General features: G+C 65.5%; 21 protein-coding genes. 14 read left to right on the plus strand and 7 right to left on the minus strand.

Going from position 1 to position 23,381, the window contains the following annotated elements; translation table 11 throughout:
• Positions 1 to 461: 461 nt before the first annotated feature.
• The gene (locus OHA42_RS25285; RefSeq protein WP_406230338.1) at positions 462 to 1,427 is read right to left on the minus strand and encodes an MspA family porin; all 966 of its coding nucleotides are present in this window, start codon (positions 1,425 to 1,427) and stop codon (positions 462 to 464) included.
• Between the two features lie 319 nt (positions 1,428 to 1,746).
• Between OHA42_RS25285 and OHA42_RS25290 the strand changes: the two genes are divergently transcribed.
• From OHA42_RS25290 to OHA42_RS25325, 8 genes are all read left to right on the plus strand, one after another.
• Entirely contained in the window at positions 1,747 to 2,316 is a 570-nt protein-coding gene (locus OHA42_RS25290; RefSeq protein WP_406230339.1) for a hypothetical protein, read from the plus strand.
• A gap of 846 nt (positions 2,317 to 3,162) precedes the next feature.
• Positions 3,163 to 4,290: a 4Fe-4S dicluster domain-containing protein gene (locus OHA42_RS25295; protein WP_406230340.1), complete on the plus strand. Its 1,128-nt coding sequence runs from the start codon at positions 3,163 to 3,165 to the stop codon at positions 4,288 to 4,290.
• The gene (locus OHA42_RS25300; RefSeq protein WP_406230341.1) at positions 4,277 to 4,786 is read left to right on the plus strand and encodes a Crp/Fnr family transcriptional regulator; all 510 of its coding nucleotides are present in this window, start codon (positions 4,277 to 4,279) and stop codon (positions 4,784 to 4,786) included. The genes OHA42_RS25295 and OHA42_RS25300 overlap by 14 nt, the downstream gene beginning before the upstream one ends.
• The gene (locus tag OHA42_RS25305; protein WP_406230342.1) at positions 4,783 to 5,637 is read left to right on the plus strand and encodes an FAD/NAD(P)-binding protein; all 855 of its coding nucleotides are present in this window, start codon (positions 4,783 to 4,785) and stop codon (positions 5,635 to 5,637) included. Before OHA42_RS25300 ends, OHA42_RS25305 begins: the two co-directional genes overlap by 4 nt.
• A complete protein-coding gene (locus OHA42_RS25310) occupies positions 5,634 to 6,407 on the plus strand; it encodes an oxidoreductase (RefSeq protein WP_406230343.1) in 774 nt (257 codons plus the stop codon). Before OHA42_RS25305 ends, OHA42_RS25310 begins: the two co-directional genes overlap by 4 nt.
• Complete coding sequence (locus OHA42_RS25315; protein WP_406230344.1) at positions 6,394 to 7,683, plus strand: Ni/Fe hydrogenase subunit alpha; 1,290 nt, start codon at positions 6,394 to 6,396, stop codon at positions 7,681 to 7,683. The genes OHA42_RS25310 and OHA42_RS25315 overlap by 14 nt, the downstream gene beginning before the upstream one ends.
• Positions 7,680 to 8,162, plus strand: a complete 483-nt coding sequence (locus OHA42_RS25320; RefSeq protein WP_406230345.1) for a hydrogenase maturation protease — start codon at positions 7,680 to 7,682, stop codon at positions 8,160 to 8,162. Before OHA42_RS25315 ends, OHA42_RS25320 begins: the two co-directional genes overlap by 4 nt.
• Positions 8,163 to 8,699: 537 nt before the next feature.
• Entirely contained in the window at positions 8,700 to 9,227 is a 528-nt protein-coding gene (locus OHA42_RS25325; RefSeq protein WP_406230346.1) for a flavodoxin family protein, read from the plus strand.
• A 324-nt stretch (positions 9,228 to 9,551) separates the two neighbouring features.
• Here OHA42_RS25325 and otsB read toward each other — a convergent pair whose 3' ends face one another.
• Positions 9,552 to 13,532, minus strand: a complete 3,981-nt coding sequence (otsB, locus tag OHA42_RS25330; protein ID WP_406239587.1) for a trehalose-phosphatase — start codon at positions 13,530 to 13,532, stop codon at positions 9,552 to 9,554.
• 207 nt (positions 13,533 to 13,739) lie between these two features.
• Between otsB and OHA42_RS25335 the strand changes: the two genes are divergently transcribed.
• From OHA42_RS25335 to OHA42_RS25345, 3 genes are all read left to right on the plus strand, one after another.
• Positions 13,740 to 14,738 carry an Acg family FMN-binding oxidoreductase gene (locus OHA42_RS25335; protein WP_406230347.1) on the plus strand — a complete coding sequence of 333 codons (999 nt, stop codon included), beginning with the start codon at positions 13,740 to 13,742 and terminating at the stop codon, positions 14,736 to 14,738.
• Between the two features lie 87 nt (positions 14,739 to 14,825).
• Entirely contained in the window at positions 14,826 to 15,080 is a 255-nt protein-coding gene (locus OHA42_RS25340; protein ID WP_406230348.1) for a hypothetical protein, read from the plus strand.
• A gap of 211 nt (positions 15,081 to 15,291) precedes the next feature.
• Positions 15,292 to 16,527 (plus strand): IS256 family transposase, encoded by a 1,236-nt coding sequence (locus OHA42_RS25345; RefSeq protein WP_406230349.1) that lies wholly within the window; start codon positions 15,292 to 15,294, stop codon positions 16,525 to 16,527.
• A gap of 153 nt (positions 16,528 to 16,680) precedes the next feature.
• Here the strand turns inward: OHA42_RS25345 and OHA42_RS25350 are convergent, their stop codons facing one another.
• The gene (locus OHA42_RS25350) at positions 16,681 to 17,580 is read right to left on the minus strand and encodes a universal stress protein (protein ID WP_406230350.1); all 900 of its coding nucleotides are present in this window, start codon (positions 17,578 to 17,580) and stop codon (positions 16,681 to 16,683) included.
• Positions 17,577 to 17,885 carry an SHOCT domain-containing protein gene (locus OHA42_RS25355; protein WP_406230351.1) on the minus strand — a complete coding sequence of 103 codons (309 nt, stop codon included), beginning with the start codon at positions 17,883 to 17,885 and terminating at the stop codon, positions 17,577 to 17,579. Before OHA42_RS25355 ends, OHA42_RS25350 begins: the two co-directional genes overlap by 4 nt.
• Before the next feature lie 540 nt (positions 17,886 to 18,425).
• Between OHA42_RS25355 and OHA42_RS25360 the strand changes: the two genes are divergently transcribed.
• From OHA42_RS25360 to OHA42_RS25370, 3 genes are all read left to right on the plus strand, one after another.
• Positions 18,426 to 19,304: a universal stress protein gene (locus tag OHA42_RS25360; RefSeq protein WP_406230352.1), complete on the plus strand. Its 879-nt coding sequence runs from the start codon at positions 18,426 to 18,428 to the stop codon at positions 19,302 to 19,304.
• 166 nt (positions 19,305 to 19,470) lie between these two features.
• Positions 19,471 to 20,421 carry an Acg family FMN-binding oxidoreductase gene (locus OHA42_RS25365; RefSeq protein WP_406230353.1) on the plus strand — a complete coding sequence of 317 codons (951 nt, stop codon included), beginning with the start codon at positions 19,471 to 19,473 and terminating at the stop codon, positions 20,419 to 20,421.
• 188 nt (positions 20,422 to 20,609) lie between these two features.
• On the plus strand, positions 20,610 to 21,284 hold the full coding sequence (locus OHA42_RS25370) for an SRPBCC family protein (protein WP_406230354.1): 675 nt from the start codon (positions 20,610 to 20,612) through the stop codon (positions 21,282 to 21,284).
• Between the two features lie 92 nt (positions 21,285 to 21,376).
• On the opposite strand, the gene OHA42_RS25375 is transcribed toward OHA42_RS25370, so the two are convergent.
• From OHA42_RS25375 to OHA42_RS25385, 3 genes are read right to left on the minus strand one after another with little or no spacing between them, the layout of a single operon-like run.
• Positions 21,377 to 21,631 carry a hypothetical protein gene (locus OHA42_RS25375; protein ID WP_406239911.1) on the minus strand — a complete coding sequence of 85 codons (255 nt, stop codon included), beginning with the start codon at positions 21,629 to 21,631 and terminating at the stop codon, positions 21,377 to 21,379.
• A 46-nt stretch (positions 21,632 to 21,677) separates the two neighbouring features.
• Positions 21,678 to 22,472 (minus strand): ABC transporter permease subunit, encoded by a 795-nt coding sequence (locus OHA42_RS25380; protein ID WP_406230355.1) that lies wholly within the window; start codon positions 22,470 to 22,472, stop codon positions 21,678 to 21,680.
• Between the two features lie 6 nt (positions 22,473 to 22,478).
• On the minus strand, positions 22,479 to 23,360 hold the full coding sequence (locus OHA42_RS25385) for an ABC transporter ATP-binding protein (RefSeq protein WP_406230356.1): 882 nt from the start codon (positions 23,358 to 23,360) through the stop codon (positions 22,479 to 22,481).
• Between the last annotated feature and the right edge of the window lie 21 nt (positions 23,361 to 23,381).

The raw sequence follows: 23,381 nt of genomic DNA on the forward strand, positions 1-23,381 counted from the left end.
TTCACCGGTGATTGGGTGACATCAAATTTCACCGACACTCGCCGCCCTGAACGAGCCGCAGTGACGCCAAGATTCACTGATAAGTGTCGTCACGAGTTCAAGGCCCCTCTCGCGTACAAATCCACGCCATCGGTGTCGCCTTCTCCCAAACGTGTTCGCGTGCTCTCATGCGCTGGCCCGAACTGCGAGAACATGATCGCGCCGCACAGACTGGGCAGACCTGCTCAGTACTGCTGCCCAATCTCCGCTTTCCGGCCGTCGCCGCGGTGCGGCGGGCCGCGGCGGGCGGAGCGACTCGGTCGGACACGGCAGGCAACGGTGGCGACACCGGTTGCCACCGCTCCTGTTGTAGGGTTCGATTCCCCTCGGCTCACCGAGGTATTGAACGTGCCGGCCACGAAATCGGCGTGTGGATCCTGCGGCGAGGTCTGACCACCGCCGAGTACAGCGCAATCGCTGGATCAGAAGGTGAACTGGCTGCCGTAGGCAGTGGTCTGCACCGTCCCCACCGCGGTACTCACCGTGGCGGTGACGAAGGGGACGGCCGATACCGGTGAGGCACACTGGCCGACGTTCAACGCGGCGTTGTTGAAAATGAAGTGGTACGGGAACACCGTTTTGTCGTCCAGGTTGGCCGTCACTGTCGTGACGGTGGTGATCTCGCCCGGTGCCAAGGTGGCTTCCAGGACCTCGGTCAAGCCCAACGCGCCGCCGACGGTCGGTCCGAGGCTCGCGGAGGACGGGCTGGTCGAGGCATTCGGGGAAGTGGTGGCGGCACTCTCGGAGGTGGAGGCGGCACTGCGGGAGATGGGGGCGGCACTGCGGGAGATGGGGGCGGCACTGCGGGAGATGGGGGCGGCACTGCGGGAGATGGGGGCGGCACTGCGGGAGATGGGGGCGGCACTGCGGGAGGTGGTGGGGGCACTCGGCGTTGTGGGCCCCGGCGTGAGCGTCACACCCGACAGGTTGGCGGCAACGTCCGACTGGCCGAAATCGAGGTCCGACTGGCCGAAATCGGGGTCCGCCTGGCCGAAATCGAGGTCCGACTGGCCGAAATCGGGGGAAATACTCGCCAACAGCCCTTGATTGGGATCGATTCCGACGGTGAAGCCGTTGCTCAGACTGATCGCGCAGCCCAGGAGGAACCCCGCGACGGCCTGGCCGGACGTTATTCCATTGCCCTCCACGGTCAGCGAGTAGTCGCCCGATAGCTGCGCGGCATGCGCGAACGTCATGAGGAAGTTCGGCATCCGGTCGCCCGGTGGGTCCACTTTGACGTTGTCCACCGATGTCTTCAGATGAATCCCGGCACCGGAGACGTCCGCACCGGGCGGTTGGGCTTGGCTCGGCTCGGCGCCCTGCCACAGGACCAAAGCCAGGACAGCCGCGACCACAGCGGTCGCGATAACGACGAATCGAGGTCGCATATTTGATCCCGTTTCGAATCGGATGTACATCAGCGGTGGCGAAATCGTCTTAATAGACCCACATGGCTAAATACATGGCAAGCATAGTGGGATACCAGCCCGACGCATCGATGTTGCAGGGTGTGTCGCGCATCGACTGGGCACAGCCACAGATTTGCCGGGCTCACACAGGATTCGACAATTCACCCCGTCCCGGCCGCGTCGTCGGCTTAAACCGTCTGCGCCGCAAGCGACGAATACTCCAGGCCGAGAGGCGCTGGTAGACGTTCAGGGGCGCGGATTATCGGAAGCCGGTCGTTGGCTCCGATCACGTCCGATATTGATTGCGATCATCTCGCCACTCGCGGTCATTCTCGGAACCGGAGTAGCAAACGCATCCCTGGATGACACCGCGCAGGCACCTGGCGCGCCACCGATAAAAGCGGACTGGCTATCGCTGACGCACCACGGGCAGGGGCAGGGTTCATTCCCGGCGAATCTGCTCGCGGCCGACAGTTGGAGCCGAGTCCAGGCGGTGGACGCGCCGGACTCGCCGGCCGTGGACCAGGAGCCGATCCCGGCGTTGTGCGCGCACATCTCCGTGGATCCCGGCAGATGCACCGTCACCGCCGTCAACGAACGCCCTTACGCTCGAGTAGATTTCAATCTGCTGCCTGAACACCGGTTCGCTACCCTCACCGATCGGCAGGAATCGTCGGCCAGCCGCCGGAAATGCGCAATCAAAACCATCCGGCGCCACGCCGCACGCGCCCGCGACACCCTCACCTATCTCCTGCTCTCACCTCCGGTCGAGCCGGTGTTCCTGCCTGCACAATCAGCATTGCCAGCAGACAACAACCTCGAGCGCGATGACCTCGATGACGCGGTGCGCAGCTTCTGGCAACTGTGACCGGGAGCAAGAGTCGACATCGCGTGTTCGGAGATCCCAAACGACGAACGCCCGGAATATGCGTCACCGGCCGACCGCAACTACCTGCGGTATGCGAAGTTCGCTGATCTGGACACACTTATCTTCATGCGCACTCGCCTTGTGCAGCTGGCTCCGAGCGTGAGTGCGAGACTTCGCCCCTCCTGAGCATTACGGCACTCACGCCGACGTATTGGTGGTGATCAGCGGTCCACCATGGAACGCAAAGTATCGAGAGTTCTTGCCGCAGCTGCCGTTTCGTGAGTGGGCGCGGACCTGCAGGCCTACCTCGCGCCAGAGCCGGTGGCCCCGTTTCTCGACCACCCGTCACGAGCAGCGCGCTGGTTCGTTCCTGGGCTTCGGCGGGTGTCGCACCCCATCGCAATGCCCGGTGCCGCAGGGCCAGCACCCCTACTCCCAGCGCTGCCAGAAAGAGCGCTCGTCGCATCTCATCCTCCCTAAGACCTGGTCAGGACCTCTGTTGTACGTATACCCCAACCTCCGCAGCCCACCCACTCGGCACGAAGACACGGGTGGTGTGCAAGCGCGAGGACCAGTCACCGCTCGGGCCAGGCGGGGGTCAGGCGGACCGTGGTTGATCCACGCGTCGACGTTCGGCGGCGCTCCGGCGTCAATCGGCTCAACCCGGGCACCGACCCGACACCGGGGTAACTGCCCCGGACCGGCGGCGCCTCGAGATCAGCGTCCCTGCCAGGACTGATGCCGTCGGCCATCGCCATTCGGGACCTTGGTCCCTCGCCGCGCGTCTCGTACTCCGGCCAGACTCGAAGCCGGACGGCTACACCCGACCGAGCAGAGGCCTTGATAATGCCCAATGACACCGTGGTGATCGATCGCGTTGGCCTGGATCGACTGGTGGATGTGCTGAGTGAGCACGGATACCGGGTCATCGGTCCGCAAGTGCGCGACGGGGCGATCGTGCTCGGCGAACTGGAGTCGGGCGCGCGGCTTCCCGCGGGGTGGGGCGTGGAGACCGCGCCCGGACGGTATCGGTTACATCGCCGAACCGACGAGGCGGTGTTCGCGCATTCGGCTGGCCCCGGGTCCTGGAAGCAGTTCTTGCATCCGCCGCGCCGCAAAGTTCTCGATATCGGACCGGACCTGCAGACCGAACCCGTCGAGGATGTTCCGGTGCGCTCCGCGTTTCTCGGTGTCCGCGGCTGCGATTTGGCCTCGATCGCGATCCTGGGGCGGGTACTCGGTGGCGGGGCGCATCCCGACTCCTCGTTCACCGCCCGCCGGAAAGATCTCTTCGTCGTCGCCGTGAACTGCACCGAGCCGGGCGGGGTGTGTTTCTGCGCGTCGATGGGCACCGGCCCCGGAGTGTCGGCCGGATACGATCTCGCTCTCACCGAGCGCGTCGACGCCGAGGGGCACCGATTCCTCGTCGACGTGGGCAGCGAAGACGGCGCCGAGATCCTCGCCGAACTCACGGCGCGTTCGGCTGACGCGGCGGAGGTCATGCAGGCCCGTGCGGCGGTGTCGGCGGCAGCCGACAGGATGGGCCGTGCGATGCCCGAGGTCGACATTCGCGCACTGCTTCGCGACTCCCGTGAGTCCCCACACTGGCAGGACGTCGCCAGCCGCTGCCTCACCTGCGGAAACTGCACCATGGTGTGCCCCACCTGTTTCTGCACCACGACCGAGGACGTCACCGACCTCACCGGCGATCATGCCGAGCGCTGGGAGCACTGGTCGTCGTGCTTCGAACTGGACTTCTCCAACCTGCATGGCGGCAGCGTGCGACAATCCGGCGAAAGCCGCTACCGGCAATGGATCAGCCACAAACTCAGCACCTGGTATGACCAATTCGGCAGCTCGGGATGCGTCGGCTGTGGACGTTGCATCGCCTGGTGCCCGGCCGAGATAGACCTGACGGCTGAGGTGACCCGGCTCGCCGAGCTCGCCGAGGAATCCGATCATGCCGACCAGTGATGAGTTGTCCACCTTCGCGCGCTTGGACAAACTGAGCCGCAGAGACCTGAGCACGCTAGCCCAGGCCGGGCGTGATGTGTCGTTCCCCGCCGGGCATCGCATCATCGTGGAAGGTCAAGTGGCACAGCGGTGCTGGCTGATCCGTGACGGGCGGATACTGCTGAACGCGCAGGTGGCGGGGCAAGGTGAGGTCGTCGTCCAGACCCTCGGCAGCGGAGACTTGCTCGGTTGGTCGTGGCTGGTGCCGCCATACCGGTGGCATTTCGGAGCTGTGACCACTGAACCGGTGGACGCGGTCGAATTCGATGCCGAGACGCTGGCCGAATTCGCTGCCGCGGATCCGCGTTTCGGCCATGCGCTGACTCTGACACTGTTCGAGGCACTCCTCGACAGACTGCAAGCCACCCGGGCCAGGCTGCTCGACCTCTACCGGAACCCCGCCGAAACGTGCACCGCCGGTCCACCCCGCATCGCGGTGGGGCGAGGTGGCCGATGAGCGTCGACACGCAGGTCCGCACGGCACCGTCCGGGGACACCATGCTGCCCTATCGAGTCGTCGGCCGCACCCCGCAAACTCCCGACACCGTGACACTGCACCTGGAACCGGTACGAGATGCGGCGCAACGGTTTCGGGCCGGGCAGTTCATGATGCTCTACAGCTTCGGGGTGGGTGAGGTCGCGATCTCGATCAGCGGGAACCCTGCGGCCGGCGACGATCGCTTGGAGCACACGATCCGGGTGGTCGGCGCGGTCAGCGGCGCACTGCACGACACCGATATCGGCGGCGTGATCGGTGTGCGTGGCCCGTTCGGCACCGGATGGGATCTGGCGTCGGCGGTCGGAGGAGACCTCGTCATCGTCGGCGGAGGCATCGGGCTGGCACCGCTGCGGCCGGTTGTGCTCGCCGCGGTCGCGGCCCGCGGCGACTACCGGCGGATCGTGGTGATCAGTGGAGCCCGCACCCCGGCGGACATCTTGTTCCGCCGTGAGCAAGATCTGTGGGCGACGACCGGTTCCATCGAACTACATCAGACCGTCGACCACCCCGCGCCGAACTGGGGAGGCCGAGTCGGCTTCGTCACCGAGCCACTGGCCCACCTGACATTCGAACCCGGCCGCGCCACAGCGTTCCTGTGCGGTCCGGAACCGATGATGCGCTTTTGCGCGCAGACCCTGCTGCGCAAGGGAATTCCCGCCACCGATATCCAAGTGTCGCTGGAGCGCAACATGCAGTGCGGTGTCGCGCGATGTGGGCACTGCCAGCTCGGCACGCTGCTGCTGTGTCGCGACGGCCCCATCGTCGACTACGCAGTGGCCGAACCACTACTGGCGGTGCGAGAACTATGACGAAGACACCGACGCTCGCCGTCTGGAAGTTCACTTCCTGTGACGGATGCCAGCTCACCCTGCTCGACTGCGAGGACGAGCTACTCACCCTCGCGGGCCGGCTCCGCATCACTCACTTCGTGGAAGCTTCCAGCGCCATGGAGCCGGGACCGTACGATGTTTCACTGGTCGAAGGCTCGATCACCACGCAGGAAGAGCTGCGCCGGATCACCGAGATCCGCGAGCAATCCAGGATTCTGGTAGCGATCGGGGCATGTGCAACGCACGGCGGCATACAGGCGCTGCGCAATTTCGCCGACGTCACCGAATTCACGTCTGTGGTCTACGCCAGCCCGGAGCACATCGCCACACTCGCCACCTCCACCCCGATCTCGGCGCACGTACCCGTGGACTTCGAGCTGCGTGGCTGTCCGATCGACCGGCGCCAACTGCTCGACACCCTGTGTGCGTTCCTGGCCGGCCGGTCGCCGGACATACCGAACACCAGCGTCTGTACCGAGTGCAAACGCCGCGGTACAACCTGTGTGACCGTCGCCGAGGGAATCCCCTGCCTGGGGCCGGTCACACAGGCTGGATGTGGCGCCTTGTGCCCGGCATACCATCGTGGCTGCTTCGGCTGTTTCGGCCCGATGGCCAATCCCAACATCCACGCGCTGCTTCCTATCCTGCGCGTCAACGGCATGGACACCGGTGACATCGACCGCGTTTTCGCCACATACGCCGCGGCCGCGCCAGGCTTCGCGAACAGGAGCGGCGATGAGTCATCGTAGGGAGCTGAAGGTCGGCTCGCTAGCTCGCGTCGAAGGCGAGGGCGCGCTGCGCGTGGTCGTCACGGATGGGCACGTCGAAAGCGCGGAACTGAGCATCTACGAGCCACCGCGATTCTTCGAGGCATTCCTTCGCGGCCGCGCCTACACCGAACCGCCCGATATCACCTCCAGAGTCTGCGGGATCTGTCCGGTGGCCTACCAGACCAGCGCGTGCAACGCACTGGAACAACTCTGTGGTTCGGAGTTGGACCGGCCACTGGCCGACCTGCGGCGTCTGTTGTACTGCGGCGAATGGATTTCCAGCCACTCCTTGCATATTTATCTGCTGCACATTCCGGACTTCCTCGGCTACCCGGACGCGATCGCGCTCGCCGCCGACCATCGCACCCTGGTCGAACAGGGGTTGGCGATGAAGAAAGCGGGCAACGCGCTGCTCGAACTCCTCGGCGGCCGGGCCATCCATCCCGTCAATATCCGGCTCGGCGGCTTCTACTCGGTCCCCGAACCCGCCGATTTCGCTCCCGTGACCGAACTACTATGCCGTGCACGAGATTACGCGGTGGATACCGCGCGCTGGGCGGCGAAACTCGAATTTCCCGAGCAGGAACTCGAATATGAAATGCTTGCCGCGACCGAACCGGGCCGCTACGCCATCGACAACGGGGAGGTGCACACCAGCACCGGGCTTCGGTTCGCTGCGGCCGATCTTCCCGCTCACGTGCGGGAACACCAGGTAGCGCACTCCACCGCCTTGCACGCCATGCTCGACGGCGAGCGATACCTCACCGGACCACTGGCGCGGTACACGCTGAACTACCACCAGCTGTCGCCGATCGCCCGACAGGTCGCGGTCGAGATCGGACTCGGCGCCGAATGCCGTAACCCGTTCCGCAGCATCCTGGTGCGCGCGGTCGAGGTCGTCTACGCCATCGAAGAGGCGCTCACGCTCATCGCTGACTACGAACGCCCCTCCCGTACCGCGGTTCCGGTCGAGCCCCGCGCCGGAACCGGCCACGGCGTGAGCGAAGCGCCACGCGGTTTGCTCTACCACCGTTACGACATCGACGATCAGGGAATCGTGCGCTCGGCCACGATCATCCCACCGACATCCCAGAACCAGGCGGCTATGGAGGACGATCTGCGACGCGCCGTCTCGGACAATCTCGACCTCGACGACGCCGCGCTGGCCGCCGTCTGTGAACGCGCGATCCGTAACTACGATCCCTGCATCTCCTGCTCGGCGCACTTCCTGGACATCGATGTGGTGCGCCGATGACCGGGCCCTGGGCCGTCGTCATCGGCGTCGGCAACGAGTACCGCAGTGATGACGGAGTCGGTTCGGCTGTCGCTTCCCGAATCGAAAAACTCGGCATACCAGGAGTTTTCGTAACCATCTCCGACGGCGAGCCCACGAGTCTCCTGGATATCTGGGCAGGTGTGGAGCTTGCCGTGGTGATCGACGCTGTACGCTGCGAACCCTCGGTTCCCGGCCGGGTCCACCGCACCGACATCGACCTCCCCCGGCAGGCCGGCACCGCCGCTTCTTCCCACACTCTCGGCATCCATGACGCGCTGCCACTAGGCCGCGCCCTCGGCCGACTCCCAGGCAGGATCGTCGTCATCGCCGTAGACGTGGCGTGTCTCGAGCTGGGTGTCGGATTGTCCGAGCCAGTCGCAGACGCCGTTCCGCGCGCGGTCGATGCCGTCGTGCGGGAATTGCGACGAGCCGAGCCCACGACCCGACCTCGGAGGTGAAGGCCAGGGTCATACTGCGCCAGATGTAGCTGCGAGTTCGGCGAGCATCCCGCGCCACGGCCACGCTCATCGGCTGGACCCGCACCGCACACGCCAACCGGAACCCGAGCCGCGCCACCTGTAGGAAATCCCCTGGCCGACACTGTGTTAAATCGCATAGCCGCCCCAGGGGAGATCCAAGTAGCCGCCACACGTCCTGCCGCATGCCGATCGCCGCCCACCACCGGTGGTAGTCCCGCGACGGTCGCATTGGCCATGAACTGCGGGACAAGGTACGCGTGACACCCGCGAGCAGATCCGACCGCAACTACCTGCTGACAATCCTCGAATTGCTGGATTCCGGGCAGCAGATGTGCCAGCGTCGCCTACCGGCTGCCGGGAGGACGGCCCGAATCGGAGTCGGTCACCCAGAAAGGCATCTCGATCACAGGGCGAAGGTCCCACGGCAAGTGTCGGTTCGGCTCTGTGCGCCTACTTTCGCTCGCCGTAACGTCGTAATTCTCGGGTTCCACGGTGCGCAACGCAGAGGAGCCAACCATGCGTGCACGAGTTGTCTACGAGTCGATGTTCGGCAACACCGCGGCGGTCGCGGAAGCCATCGCACAAGGGCTGCTCGAGCATGCCGAGGTGGAAATGCTGAACGTGGTGGCTGCGGCCGAAGTGCCTGCCCTGGCGGTGCACCTGCTCGTGGTCGGCGGACCCACCCACGCCTTCGGGCTCAGCCGCCCGCAGACGCGACGCGACGCCGCCAAGCTCACCGACGCGCCGATCGCGATCGACATCGGCATACGGGAATGGCTCGGGGCCGCGCCGCTGGTGTCACCCGGCCACCGCGCCTTGGCGTTCGGGACCAAGGTCGCCAAACCTCCCTGGTTGCCGGGCTCGGCCGCACGCGGCATCGCAAAACGGCTGTGGCGCTTGGGCTATACCCTCGCCGACCAGCCAGTAGATTTCCTCGTCGAAGACACGACCGGCCCGCTCGCGCCGGGCGAGCTGGATCGCGCCCGTGTCTGGGCGGGTCGGATCGCCTATACCGAACTCGATCGCATCATGCACCATGCGTGACGGGCGCGCGTGAATCCATGCTCTGAAGCAACTGCACATCATCATTGCAAGTCGCCTACGCGGAAAACGCAGCCGCCGTGTGAGCCGCCTTCGAGTGCTCGTTGCTTCCAGCCGTGCGCTGATCTTTGCGCGTCCGCGCGCCAACCTGGGCCTCGCGTGGCTCGGGCCCGGTGGTGGTCGACGGCTCACAGAAGTGCACGAAGAAGCCGAGGAATTGCTGTCGCAGAGCCTGGCCGGCTACTGCAGAAAGTATCCGGGGGTGGGCAGCCCCACGGGCGCGGCGATTTCGCCGGAATGACGGTCAGTTCGGTCGGTCATGCGGTGCTACACGGCGCGAAAATGCTGGTGACCATCGCCCGGTCGGCGAGCTGATCCCGCCTCGCGCTCCTCTGGGCCTGCTGCCGAGGTAATCGGCAGCAGGACCGTCTCTCCCGCCATCAGCTGCGCGACCTGGTCTCGGCAGGTGACTTCGATCGGCGGTGAGGAACCGGGATCCGAGCTGATCTCGACGGCCTCGCCGCTGACACGCACAGTCAGCCGATGGCCGCGATAGATCATCGGGAAGGACAGGGCGCCGAGCGACTCCGGCCAGGACGGGCAGAAGATCAGGCGGTCGCGGCGGATCTCGAGCCCGGTGAAGCAACGTTGTAGTAGGTCGATACTGCCCGCCATCGCGCCGAGGTGGATCCCCTCCGCGGCGGTGCCGCCCTGGATGTCGGCGACGTCGGACTCGAGCACGAGATCGAAGAACTCGACGGCACGGTCGCGGTTGGCGCGCGCCAACACCCACGAGTGCACCAGCGCACTGAGCGTGGAGCCGTGGGAGGTGCGCGACAGGTAGTAGTCGATGGTGCGAGGGATCATCTCGCCGGGTAACTCATACCCGAGATGCCCGAGCAGTTCCCGAAGTTCGTCGGCCGAGAGCAGATAGAACAGCATCAGAACGTCGGCTTGTTTGGCCGCCCGGTAGCGGTTGACATTGTCGCCCTCGGCCTCGAGTATCCGGTCCAGCCGCTGGATTGTGCCGTAGCGGCGGCGGTAGTCGTCCCAATCCAGTTCGGCCAGTTGCTCGTAGCCGTCGAATTGGCTGATGACTCCATCGTGGAACGGGACATACATGCGGCGAGCGACATCTTGCCAGTGCTCGGGTTCCGACGGTGGGACCGAAAGCCTCTCCAGCAATTCCGACCGCGCGCGGGGGGCCAGCAGGTCGAGGGCGTCGATTGCCCGCAGGATCACCCAGGCTGCCATGACGTTGGTGTAGGCGTTGTTATCGATACCGGCTTCGGGCGCGTCCGGGTAACCGGAATGGAACTCGTCGGGGCCGATCACACCACGGATGGTGTAGCGGTTGCGCTCCGCTTCGTAGCGGGCCAGGCTCGACCAGAAGCGGGCGATCTCCACCAGCAGTTCCGCGCCGAATTCGACGAGGACCTCGAGGTCACCGGTCGCCTGGTGGTACTGCCACACGTTGTAGGCGATCGCGATTCCGATGTGGTGCGCGCGGCGGCTGGGGTCCGGATTCCAGTGCCCGGACAGCGGATTCAGATGCAGCCGCTGACTCTCCTCGCGGCCATCGCTTCCGGACTGCCAGGGAAACATCGCACCGACCAGTCCGGCCTCCGCGGCCGCCCGACGGGCCTCGGGCAGGCGGCGATAGCGGTACCGCAGCAGCGATCGGGTCACGTCGGGAAAGCGTGGATTCAGTACCGGGAAGACGAATAGTTCGTCCCAGAACACGTGTCCGCGATACGCCTCACCGTGTAATCCGCGCGCTGGCACGCCCACATCCATATCCGCGGTATTCGGTGACAATGTCTGCACAAGGTGCAGCAGATGCAGCCGCACGATCCGCGTCGCGTTCGGCGTGCCATCGAGGTCGATCCGCAGCCGTGCCCACAGATGCTCCCACGCCACGGTATGTCCGGCGAACAGATCCGCGTAGCCGCCGACGGCGTCGATCCAGCGCGCTGCCTCCTCCTGGGGTCCCGCGGCCGCACGGTCACGTCCGGTGTATACAGCGACTATCTTTTCCAGGGTCACCGTGTCCCCGGCGGCGACATCGACGGTGAAGTCGTGCCCGATCCGGCCGTCTCGATGGATCGCTGCGCCCGTGGCGTCGACAGGCTCCTGCCCGTGTCGCAGACTGCTGCGCGTCGCGACGGCCACCGATATGCCCGAGGTGACGGTCTGCACTGCGAGCAGCACCGAATCCTCGGACAGGTGGGCAGCACGCTCGGTCACCGAATGGACATTCGACAGGTCCCGATATCGCGCCACCAGCTGATTGCGCACGGCGCCGTCGATCGCCGAACGGATGGTCAGCTTCCCCGACCAGTTCTCAGCAGTGATCGTCGTCGTCATCGCGCCCAGGTGCGGCCGGTGCATGGCGGCGAACCGGCGCTGAGTCACCGCGGTGATTCGCCCCGAGGTGTCACGGAAACGGAACTGCCGCACGAATTCGGCGCGGCGCAGATCCAGTTGCTGCCGGTAACCCAGCAGGTCGGCGGTATCGAGGTCGAACCAGTCACCGCGCTCGATCCGAAACGTCACAGGTAGCCAATTCGGCAGATTCACCAGGCTTTCGTTGTCGACGACGTGCCCGTCGATCTCGTCGGAAAGCCGGTTGTACACCCCGGCGACGTAAGTTCCGGGATAGTGGACCGCTCCGGGTACGCATTCCGGCGCCGCGCCGCGGGTGGCGTAGTAGCCGTTGCCGACCGTGCACAGCGACTCGCGAAGTTTCTCTTGCGCCGGGTCGTAGCCGTCGAAGGTGAGCGTCCACGAGTCCGGCGCAGCCGCAAGGGTTTCAGCGTGCAGCTGGAGCACCAGCCGATCGAGGAAGTCGCGAACCTCGCGCGGGCCGTCGACCGCGAACCGGGCGGCGGTGTGCCTGTCGCCGGTCTCGTCGTGACGCACCACGATGCCGAGCCCGTCGGATTCGACGGCGTCAAAGGCGTCTTCGTCGGTCAGGTCGTCCCCGAGATAGATCGGCAACACCGGCAGGGTGAGATGGTCGAGGATCCAGCGCAGTGCAGTGCCCTTGTCCCAGTCGACGTCCGGTCGTAGTTCGGCGACGCGACGGCCATAGGTCACGCGCAGCCCTGCTGTGCGCCCCACCTCGTGTACTGCGGCGACCACTCCGTCTACGTCTTCGGCCGCGACATTGCGGTGATGGACGGCGACCGCGAACCGCTTGTGCTCGACCAGAACTCCCGTGACACCCCGCAATCGACACCGCAGTTCGTCGGCCGCCGCAGTGAGTGTCTCCTCGGCGCCGGGCGCGGCGTCGTGCACGTGACGGGTGCCGTCCGGGGCCATCAGATCGAAGCCGTGGCTGCCCGCGTACCAGATTCCGGCGACGCCGACGCGGTCACGCACATCGGCAAGATCACGTCCGCTGACGACTGCGACCGGGCACTGCGCGGCCAACCTTCGCAGCGCGGTTGCCGCGCCATCGACGAGTTTCGCGTTGCTGGGGTCGGCGACGATATCGGCCAGGGTGCCGTCGAAATCCAGCAGTACCGCAACCTTCTCGGTGCTCAGCAGATCAGCGATATGCGGCCAGCGCTCGATGACATCCGAAACCTCCGACATCCGCCGGAAGCCTCCGCGCAACCGCACCCGGCAGAGGTCATCGACGACGACATCGGCTCCGCGTGTCAGTAGCCGATCCGCGTTCTCGTTGCGATCCACCCCGATGACCAGCGCGAAGCCCCCACTTCGGCCGGCCGCAACACCTGCCTCGGCATCCTCTACGACCACCGTCCGATCTGGCTCGGCCGCCAGTCGGCGCACGGTCTCGACCAACATCGCTGGATCTGGTTTTCCCCGCAGGCGCAACGCTTCGGCATCGTTCCCATCCACCCGGACCGCGAACAAGTCGGCGACACCGGCTGCAGTGAGCACCTGCGCGCAGTGCCGACTGGCGGAGAACACGCCGGTGCCGATTCCTGCGGCGTTCAATCGGCGAACGAGATCGGCGGTAGATGCGAACACCCGGACACCGTCACGCGCGATGCGATCGAGGAACAGGCGATCCTTTCGATTACCGAGCCCGCACACGGTTACGGCCGCCTCCGAATCACTGGCAGTGCCCCACGGCAAGGTGATACCTCGTGCGGCAAGAAAGTCCGCCACGCCCTGATAGCGAGGTTTGCCGTCCACGAAGCGCAGATAGTCGGTTTCGGTGAACGGCGACCGGTCTTGTCCGGCGCCGGCCGGCCGCCGGGTGAGGAAGTCATCGAACAATTCCGTCCACGCCGCGGCATGCATCGACGCGCTATCGGTCACCACCCCGTCCATATCGAAGATCACCGCGTCGTGGCGGCGCGAATCGATTTGCGGCGTCCCCGGCGCACCGTTGCCCACGTCTCCCAGCCTGAACGAGCCGATCCGTCCCGTCCAGGGGCAAAAGTCCGCAAAAGCCGCCGGGCGTAGGGGCCACCCAGCGACAAGATCCGGGACCAACGACTCCTCCTCCATCGGCGTGGCAGACATACGGTCAGCGATATGAATCAGCTACCCACCGGAGAAACCATCGCGACGGCCGTCCTGCTCGCTGGCCGGGCGCCGTCGCTGCACAACAGCCAGCCCTGGCACTGGACATTCGACGGCCACGCGCTACAGCTGTTCGCCGTACCCGAACGCAGACTCCCGGCCACCGACCCTTCCGGCCGCCAGATGCTGATCAGCTGTGGTATCACGCTGGGCCATTTCCGTGCGGCCATGTCCGCGGCCGGTTGGCGTATTCACGTCGCCCGTTTCCCGAACCCGAACCGTCGCGATCACTTGGCCGCCATCACGTTCCAACCGGCACACTTCGTGACAGATGCCGACCGCACCCGTGCCGACGCCATCCGGCGCCGGCACACCGACCGGCTGCCGTTCGCCGAACCCACCGGATGGTCCGATTTCGAAACCATATTGCGGAGCACCTTCGATCAGGCCGACGCCACCCTCGACGTGCTGCACGACGACAGCCGCCCCGCTCTGGCCCGCGCCTCGGAGATGACCGCATCCCTGCGCCGCTACGACGCCGGCTACCACGCCGAACTACAGTGGTGGACCGGCCACGTCATCGGCAATGCCGGCGTCCCCCGCGAGGCGCTCATCTCCTCGGAGGAACGTCAACGAGTCAACGTAGGTCGCCAGTTCCCCACCGCCACCGGGGCACCGCGTCGCGGTGAGACGACCGCCGACCATTCGGTGATACTCGTGCTCTCCACCCACGGCGACACCCCCGACGAACTGGTGCGCTGTGGCGAGGTCCTGTCCACGGTACTGCTGGAATGCACCCTCGCGGGATACGCGACGTGCCCCCTGACCCACATGTCCGAAGTACCACAGAGCCGCGCACTTGTCCGCACGCTGATCAATGGCTCCGGCTTGCCGCAAGTGCTGGTCCGTGTCGGCTCGGCGCCCGAATCCGCGCAGAACGCCCCGGAGACGCCGCGCCGCCCGCTCGCCGAGATACTCGATATGCCCACTTCCACCGACCAGGTGGACTGAGGCCACACTGACACAGGGACATTCGCCCCTCGCTTGCGGGTAGCAGTGCCCTCGCGTCAGATCAACCGCTCGAGCAGGCTGTTTGCTATGTCACCCCGTCTGTTTCCCCGCAGTGCACCGGACCCGGATGCCTTGCCGCTGGCGGTTCCCGCTGTGGTGATGGCCTCGATCATGCTGATCGGGATGCTCGTGGCATTTGTCGTGCTGCTGCCCGATTGGGCCCACGACTACGGCGCGGACTTGTTGTACATCGCTGTCCTGATCTACTTCGGTCTTGCGGTCCGGCTGTTGTGGTGGGGCGTGGCGATCCTGCGTGGCTGTGTGATGGATCCCGAAGTGTAGGACGCCACAAAAGAAGGCCACGCCGGCACTCGCCACGAGCGGCAGTCCTCGACCTGGAACGTGCCCTGGTGTTCGCTTCGGTTGAGTCCATCAAGATGGTGTACGAACTGAACGCCCTTGCAGCGCAAGGGTGTGTCGTAACCGTGAATGGGATGGTCACCGCGTGATCCTTCAGAAGACCTACCAAGTCATGAGAAGGAAGTTTCACGCGATGACCTCTGTCCAGCCTATCGACCCGGGCAAGATGCTGTCCGACCAACTCGCTGTCACCAGCCCTGACCTGCTGCGGAACATGCTCTCGACGTTCATCCAGACACTGATGGGCGCCGAAGCCGACGCTGTGTGCGGTGCCGGCTACGGCGAACGCAGCGAGAATCGGGTCAACCACCGCAACGGCTACCGCCACCGCGACTTCGACACTCGGGTCGGCACGATCGACGTGGCGGTCCCGAAACTGCGCCAGGGCACGTATTTCCCGGACTGGCTGCTCGAACGCCGCAAACGCGCCGAACGGGCCCTGACCTCTGTGGTGGCGACCTGCTATCTGCTCGGTGTGTCCACCCGACGGATGGAGCGCCTTGTCGAATCACTCGGTGTCACAAAGCTTTCCAAATCACAGGTCTCGATCATGGCCGCCGACTTGGACGCGCAGGTCGAGGCGTTCCGCACCCGCCCGCTCGACCAGGGGCCCTACACGTTCGTCGCTGCCGATGCCCTGGTGTTGAAGGTCCGCGAGAACGGCCGCGTGGTCAATGTCCACACCCTGGTCGCGACTGGCGTCAACGCCGATGGCTACCGCGAAATCCTGGGCATCCAGGTCACCAGCGGCGAAGACGGCGCGGGCTGGTTGGCGTTCTTCCGCGACCTGGTCGCCCGCGGCCTGTCCGGGGTCAGCCTCGTCACCAGCGACGCCCACGCCGGACTGGTGGCCGCGATCGGCGCCACCCTTCCCGGCGCCTCCTGGCAGCGCTGCCGCACCCACTACACGGTCAATCTCATGTCGATCACACCGAAGGCATCGTGGCCCTGGGTTCGCACGTTGCTGCATTCAGTCTTCGATCAAGCCGACCCGGAATCGGTTGCCGCACAATATGATCGGATGCTCGACGCCTTGACCGAAAAACTGCCGAAGGTGGCCGGTCACCTCGATGCGGCCCGCGCCGACCTGCTTGCGTTCACCAGCTTCCCCAAACAGATCTGGCGCCAGATCTGGTCGAACAATCCTCAAGAACGGTTGAACAAGGAAATCCGGCGCCGCACCGACGTCGTCGGCATCTTCCCCGACCGCACCGCCATCATCCGTCTCGTCGGGGCCGTCCTGGCCGAACAGCACGACGAATGGATCGAAGGCCGCCGCTACCTCGGACTCGATGTCCTGGCCCGCTCACGTGACACCACCGACCCCACCGAACAGGAGGAGACCACCCCCGCAGCTCTCACCGCCTAATGAAAGCCGGATCACCGGTGACCATCCCCGCTACACCACGCGTTTGGGCTTGACCGTTCGCTTCCGAGGATGGCGCTGCTGGCTCAGCTGAGCTGGCGAGCTACGCGGCATATCACGATCGCCCTTTACGTCGCGTAATGGGTGCGAGCTATCTCAGCGCTCGCGTACCACGGTGAGAGGGCATTGCACCGAATGCAACAACGCGGCGCTGGTCGAACCGACAAGCATGCCGGCGAAGCCGCCGCGTCCATGGCTGCCGACCACAACCAGCTGTGCGTTCTCGGATTCCCTCAGCAACGAACGAGCCGGCTGGTCGCATACAAGAACTCGGCGAACGGAGACATCTGGATACCGTTCCACCCAACCGGCCAGGCTCTCGGCGAGCAGTGCGTCTTCTGCGTCCTCGATGCCGCCCCAATCGAACGCGGGCAGCTGCGGGCCGCTCGTGTCTCTCCAGGAGTGCAGGGCGATGAGACCCACCTTGCGCCGTGATGCCTCCTCGAAGGCCAGTTCGATGGCCGCCACGCTGTTATGGGTTCCGTCGACACCGACCAGGACCGGTTTGCATGCCGATATCGCGTCGGAGGCCGAGGTGGTATGCACCACGGTGACCGGACAGTGCGCGTGCCGGGTCGCCGCGAGGGCCACCGAGCCGAGTACCTCGCGACGTACTGCACCGAGCCCACGGCTGCCGACAACCAACATCCTGGCCCGCTTCGACCGCTCTATCAGCCAAGGAATAACCGGCTGGCCAAGCATCGAAGTGGATATAGCGAGCACGTCGTCCGGCGCCGCCGCCCGCGCCGCCCAGGTTGCCCCGGTGAGTACCCGCTCGGATTCGGTGCGCATTCGACGCACATCGTCGGGTGGTGCCGCGGTCGGGCCGAATCCGAACGGGACCGTGTACGACATCACGATCTCCAGGTGGCAGCGATGAACTGCGGCGTCTACCGCCGCCCATGCTGCGGCGTGATAGGAAATGGCCGAGCCGTCTACGGCGACCACGATGGGAGCATCGATCGCAGAGTGTGACGGATCGGTGCCCTCCATCATGGTCGGTCCTGTTCGTGAATGTCGACGCGGGCCGGTGAGCGCACCTCTCCGGTCGGGGCATCACCACCGAGCACCGCTAGCCTACGTCGATATTCGGTCTCGTCGAGTTCACCGGTCGCGAACCGCTCAGCCAAAATGCCTGCGGGAGAGCGATTTCCGGTGGGCGGGAGCGAATATCGAGAAGGGCTGCTCGATGCGCGCAGCACCACGACGATCGCGGCGATCACGGCGAACCACAGCGGGATGACGATGAGCAGCATCACGACGAACATCCAGCCGTTCATTGCTCCCTCGTGCCAATACATGATCTTCTCCTTTCGACGGCGACAGCGGCGTTCCGCGCGAGAACGCCTTGCGCGGCCGCATGAGTGCCGAAGTACACCGACTTATCGCCGGCCGCCACTGCCATGGCCGGGTGCTGTGCACCGACGGCGCACGCACCGCGAGTGAGAGCGGCAAACAAGGTGTCGCGATCAGGGTGTCGGGTCGGCATCTCGAGTTCTCCGCATCGGTGGGGATGTGCATGTCACGCTCGCAAACCGGGGTAGGCCACAGAAAGGGCCGAAAGGCCCGGTAATCGCGCCGACCGACCATGTTCGGACGGCCGGTGCCGCATCGGGTTCCAGGTGGCCGAAATACCCTTCGCCCGGTGCCGTTCGACACTGTGGATCGCGGTGCGTTCGAACCCATGCTGAGGACGGTGCGCCGATGACTCCGATATCGGACGTTGTCGAAGCCTCGAGCCCGTTATCGAGGTGGAGAGCGTGGACCCGTCGATCCGCCCGGACGGGGGCCCTCACGATAGTCGGATACCGCACCGAATCCATTGGAAGGCAAGGCAAATCATGTCCGGTTCCAAGATCAATCCGCCGATCGTCGTCGGTGTTGACGGTTCCCGTGCCGCCGCTGGTGCGGTGCGCTGGGCCGCTGCCGAGGCAGCCGCACATCACACCCCCTTGCACTTGGTTTCGGCGATCGGGCAGCCGATCGACTATGGACCGGGTCTCGGCTTCGCGCCGATCATCGATGATGCTTTCCGCGAGGCCGGCGCCGAAACTCTCGCTACCGCTGAGAAGTCCGCGGCCGAGGCCGCCACGCTCGTCGATGATGCTGTTATCTCCACCTTCGTCGTCGAAGCGCCGCCGATTCCGGTACTGGTGAACCGTTCGAAGGAGGCACGGCTGCTTGTGGTCGGCACAACGGGCAAAGGTGCTTTCCGGCGTGGGCTGCTCGGTTCGGTGAGCACCGCGCTGGCTCGGCACGCGCAATGCCCGGTGGTGGCTGTCCCCGCGACCGACAACCGCATGCCCGATCGGCTCTCCGGTGGTGTGGTGGTCGGCGTCGACGGATCACCGTGCAGCATGGCAGCCATCGCGATCGCCTTCGACGAGGCATCCCACCGCGGGGTCGAACTGGTGGCCGTGCACACCTGGTCGGAGTTCAACCGGTACCTTTCTCGCACCGAACTCCAGGAACAGGCGGCAGGAGTGCTTGCCGAGAGCCTGGCAGGATTCGCCGAACAGTATCCCGATGTCATAGTGCGGCGCGTGGTTGTCGAAGATCACCCCGCCAGACGGCTGCTCGCCGAGTCCGAGCACGCGCAACTGATCGTCGTCGGCAGCCACGGCCGCGGCGGATTCGCCGGCATGACCCTCGGTTCGGTTGGCCAAGCCGTACTGCACGGCACCGACATCCCGATCATCATCGCCCGCCAGGAAGACTGAATCCCTGCCGGACAGCACCGGTGTCTCCGGTCACCCGGCACGGGTGACCATCGGCCCGCCGCAACAGGCGGAAGGCCCATATTCCGTAGCACCCGACCGGACGAGACTCGACACCATGACCGCAAGCCACAGTTCTTCCGTAACCTCCGTACCGGATCATCGGACGATGCTGGCGGCGATCCGCCTCGCCGGCCGAGCACCCTCAGTGCACAACACCCAGCCTTGGCGCTGGGTGTTCGACGGCACCCGACTGCATTTGTACGGCGATATAGATCGGTGCCTGACCTCGGCCGACCCGAACGCGCGGCAGTTGGTGATCAGTTGCGGTGCCGCACTCCATCACGCCCGCACCGCGTTCGCCGCACACGGCTGGCACACCGATACCGTACGTATGCCCGACCCGGCTCAGCCCTGGCACCTGGCTGCCATCGACTTCCGCCCGTGGCCCGACCCGCCCGCCGGAATCGCCGAGCGAGCACGCGCCATCGACCATCGATACACCGACCGGCTGCCGATGCTCGAGCCGGACGGTTTCGCGCGGATTCTGCCTGAACTGCGGATGCTGACCTCACCGCACGACATCGAACTCGACGTGCTCGACGATGACGCCAGACAACGGGTGGCCGCTGCTTCGGACCACTCGTCAGCCACTCGTCAGTACGACATGATGTATCAAACCGAACTGCAGTGGTGGGCCGGTCATCACGACATGCCGGAGGGTGTTCCGCCGAACGCCCTGCCCTCAGATGCCGAATCCGCCCACGTCGACGTCGCACGCACGTTCCCCTCGGTGCCGCACTCGACCCGCCGAGCCGCGCTGGATGACCGCTCCAGACTGGTGGTACTGAGCTCGGCAAGCGAATCCAAACCGGCGTGGCTCCACACCGGTGAGGCGCTGTCGGCTGTGCTGTTGGCCTGCACCGCAGCCGGACTGGCAACCTGCGCGCTCACCCACATCACCGAACTCCCGACCGGCCGCACGACGATCGCGGGCTTCCTCCCCCACCCCGCACTGCCTCAAGTCGTGATCCGCGTGGGCACTTCCCCCGACGACACCGAACCCCCGCCAACCCCTCGCCGCCCAGTCGCCGATGTCTACACCGAGCCCCGAACGTAGCGAATCAGCCTGCTGGACAACGAAAGACGCCTTGCCGACCGACAGCTGGCATCGCACACGACCACTGCGGGTGCAGTGAGGTACCACTCGTGGTACCTCGTCCGGGCAACGCGCATGCGACAAAGGTCGTTGCCCTCGCTGCCGAAGTGCCCTGTGCCCGCACCGTGATTCGGCGGAACGTATCGAGTATGAAAACAACGACGGCATGCGCGATCGGGATCGCGACATATGCGGCGGGACTCGCGGTCGGCTCCCAGGTGATCGCGCGCCGATGGCGCCTCACCTGGGGCGCAACCAGCGACGAGGTGACACGAACCATGCCAGGTGACGAATTGCTTGCCGAACCGGATATCGTCGCCACCCGGGCGATCGCCATTGCCGCGGGACCGGAACAGGTCTGGCCGTGGCTGGTCCAACTCGGACCCGGTCGTGGCGGTGCGTATACCTATGACTGGATCGAGAACCTGCTGGGCCTCGATATGCACAGCGCGAACACCATTCTCCCCGAGTTCCAGAGCCTCTCCGTCGGTGACGTTTTCGCACTCGGCGCCAAGGGGCCGCGTATGCGTGTGGCGATCCTCGACCCCGAACGGACGCTGGTGTTCGCCTCCGAAGACGGCCGCTGGGTGTGGGCGTTCGGGCTCTACCCTGCGACGAATGGCGTTCGGCTGGTCAGCCGCAACCGCATCGCGACCCCCGATGCCACCATGCCCACTCGGCTGTTCAACTGGATGATCATGGAACCGGGCAGCTGGGTCATGGAACGGAAGATGCTGCTCGGCATCAAGGAGCGGGCCGAAGGCCGTCGCTGGAGCAGTTCTCGGCTATCTCCCGGTGATAGGACGGCAGATTGCCCTCGGTGAGCAGGTTCGTGATCATCGCGGGCCCGATGCTTGGGCCTACCTTTCGTTCTCGACAAGTCTGATGCCGGTGACGATGCTCGGTTCGATCTCGATCACCGTGTCCGTGACGGAGTCGACCCACGGTCGCAGCCGTTGCTCGAACTCGGCGATCCGGGCGGGATCGGTGACTCGCGGGCGAGTCCGGTGACCACCACCGACCACCCGAGTCGCCGGATCGGGTCGAAGTCGTCCGCCTCGTAGGCGACGACCATGCTCGGCGCGAGCCGGACCGCCGAACCGAGTCGAAAGGTGAGCCGAGTGCGGACGATGATGATCCGGTCGCGACGACCACACGGTTGACCGGACATATGGCCGCTCGAGACCGAATTCCCCTACCCCGAGGCCCGAGGTGCATCACACTCCGGCGATATCACGCCGGTCGAAAACCGGCAGTGCGGCCAGCAGGACCACCGCGCCTGCCGCGACCAGATATCCATATGCCGCCGGTAATCCGGCTCCCATCGGCCCGCCCTCGATCGCCTGATGAAACGGCGACGCCGGGCCCCACGGCTGCATGGCATCGACCAGCTTGCTCGCCACGTAGAGCACGTACGCGCCGACGGCGAGCACCGACGCGACTGCGAGCGCGACGATCCGGTTGCCGGTCGCCGCACCGATGGCCAGCGCGATCCAGCCGAACTCGACACCGAGCAGCACCATCGCCAGCGCACCCGTCGATGCTGCCCCGATTCCGACGCCGAGACCGAAGACCGCCGAGCACACCACGAGCGCACCGAAAAGCACGATCCCGAGTGCACCCGCCGTGGTGGCAAGCAGCGCGGCCTGCTCCAGTGCGAGACGTATCGGCGACAGCTTGGTCACCAGTAGCACTTCGAGTGTGCCGCGCTCCTCTTCGCCTGCGATCGCTCGGGCGCCGCGGCTTATCGCGAACACCAGAAACAGGATCGGCAGCAGCATGCTGAACAGCTCTGCATTCAGGAATCCGGTGCCGGTGACAAATGCGTCCATGTTGAACAGCTTGCGCAGCGGCTCCGGGTAGCTGTCCAAGAATTCGCGCAGTCCCGCCATATCCGAGATCGACGGCCACAACGCGCTTTCCAGCAGTACGAGCGCGACGATGCCGAGGCTCCAACCGATCAGTCCACGACGCTGATCGCGCAGGCTCTTCAGATAGACGTTGCGCAACACGGCCCGTCACTCCTGTCCGTAGTAGGTGAGGAAGACCTCTTCGAGATCCGGTTCGTGGCTGACGATGTCGACCACGTCGTAGGGTGCGACCGCCTTCACCAAATCGGCGGTCGAACCCTCCAGTTCGACATGCACCGCGACGGCGTTGCGTTCGGCCCGCCGGACGCCCGCGATCCCACGCAATACGTCCGAGTCCGGTGGCTCGCCCGCGAAGGTGAGGTCGATGCGATGGAACGCCTGCTTGGTCAGCTCGGCCACCGACCGCACCGCGATCAACTGTCCTTCGCGCAGCATCCCCACCGTGTCGGCAACGGCCTGCACCTCCGACAACACGTGTGAGGAAAGGAACACCGTCCGCCCGGCGGCGCGCGCCTCTCGGACCATGCCCAGGAATTCGCGCTGCACCAGCGGATCGAGCCCGGTTGTCGGCTCATCGAGCACCAGCAGGTCCGGCTCGAACATGAATGCCTGCACGATGCCGACCTTCTGCCGGTTGCCGTGTGACATCGCACCGATGCGCTGTGAGGGATCCAGATCCAGCCGCTCGATCATGGCGTCACGAACAGCGGGATCGACGCCGCCGCGCAGCGCGGCCAGGTAACGCAGATACTGCTCGGCGGTCAGATCTGGATAGGCGACGAATTGTCCAGGCAGATAACCGATATGACGCTGCGCGACCTCACGCTCGCGCACCGTGTCAGCGCCGCGCACGCGGGCAGTTCCCCTGGTCGGCCGCATGAGACCGACCAGGATTCGGATGGTGGTCGTCTTGCCCGCGCCGTTGGGCCCAAGATAGCCGAAAACGACTCCGGCAGGGACTTTCAGCGTGACATCGACGAGCGCGGGCTGTCGCCCGTAGTACTTGGTGAGTCCGTCGAATTCGATCATCGGTAAGCCTCCCGCGGTCGG

It is taken from the genome of Nocardia sp. NBC_01009, assembly GCF_045208035.1.
In the GTDB taxonomy this organism is placed as follows: domain Bacteria; phylum Actinomycetota; class Actinomycetes; order Mycobacteriales; family Mycobacteriaceae; genus Nocardia.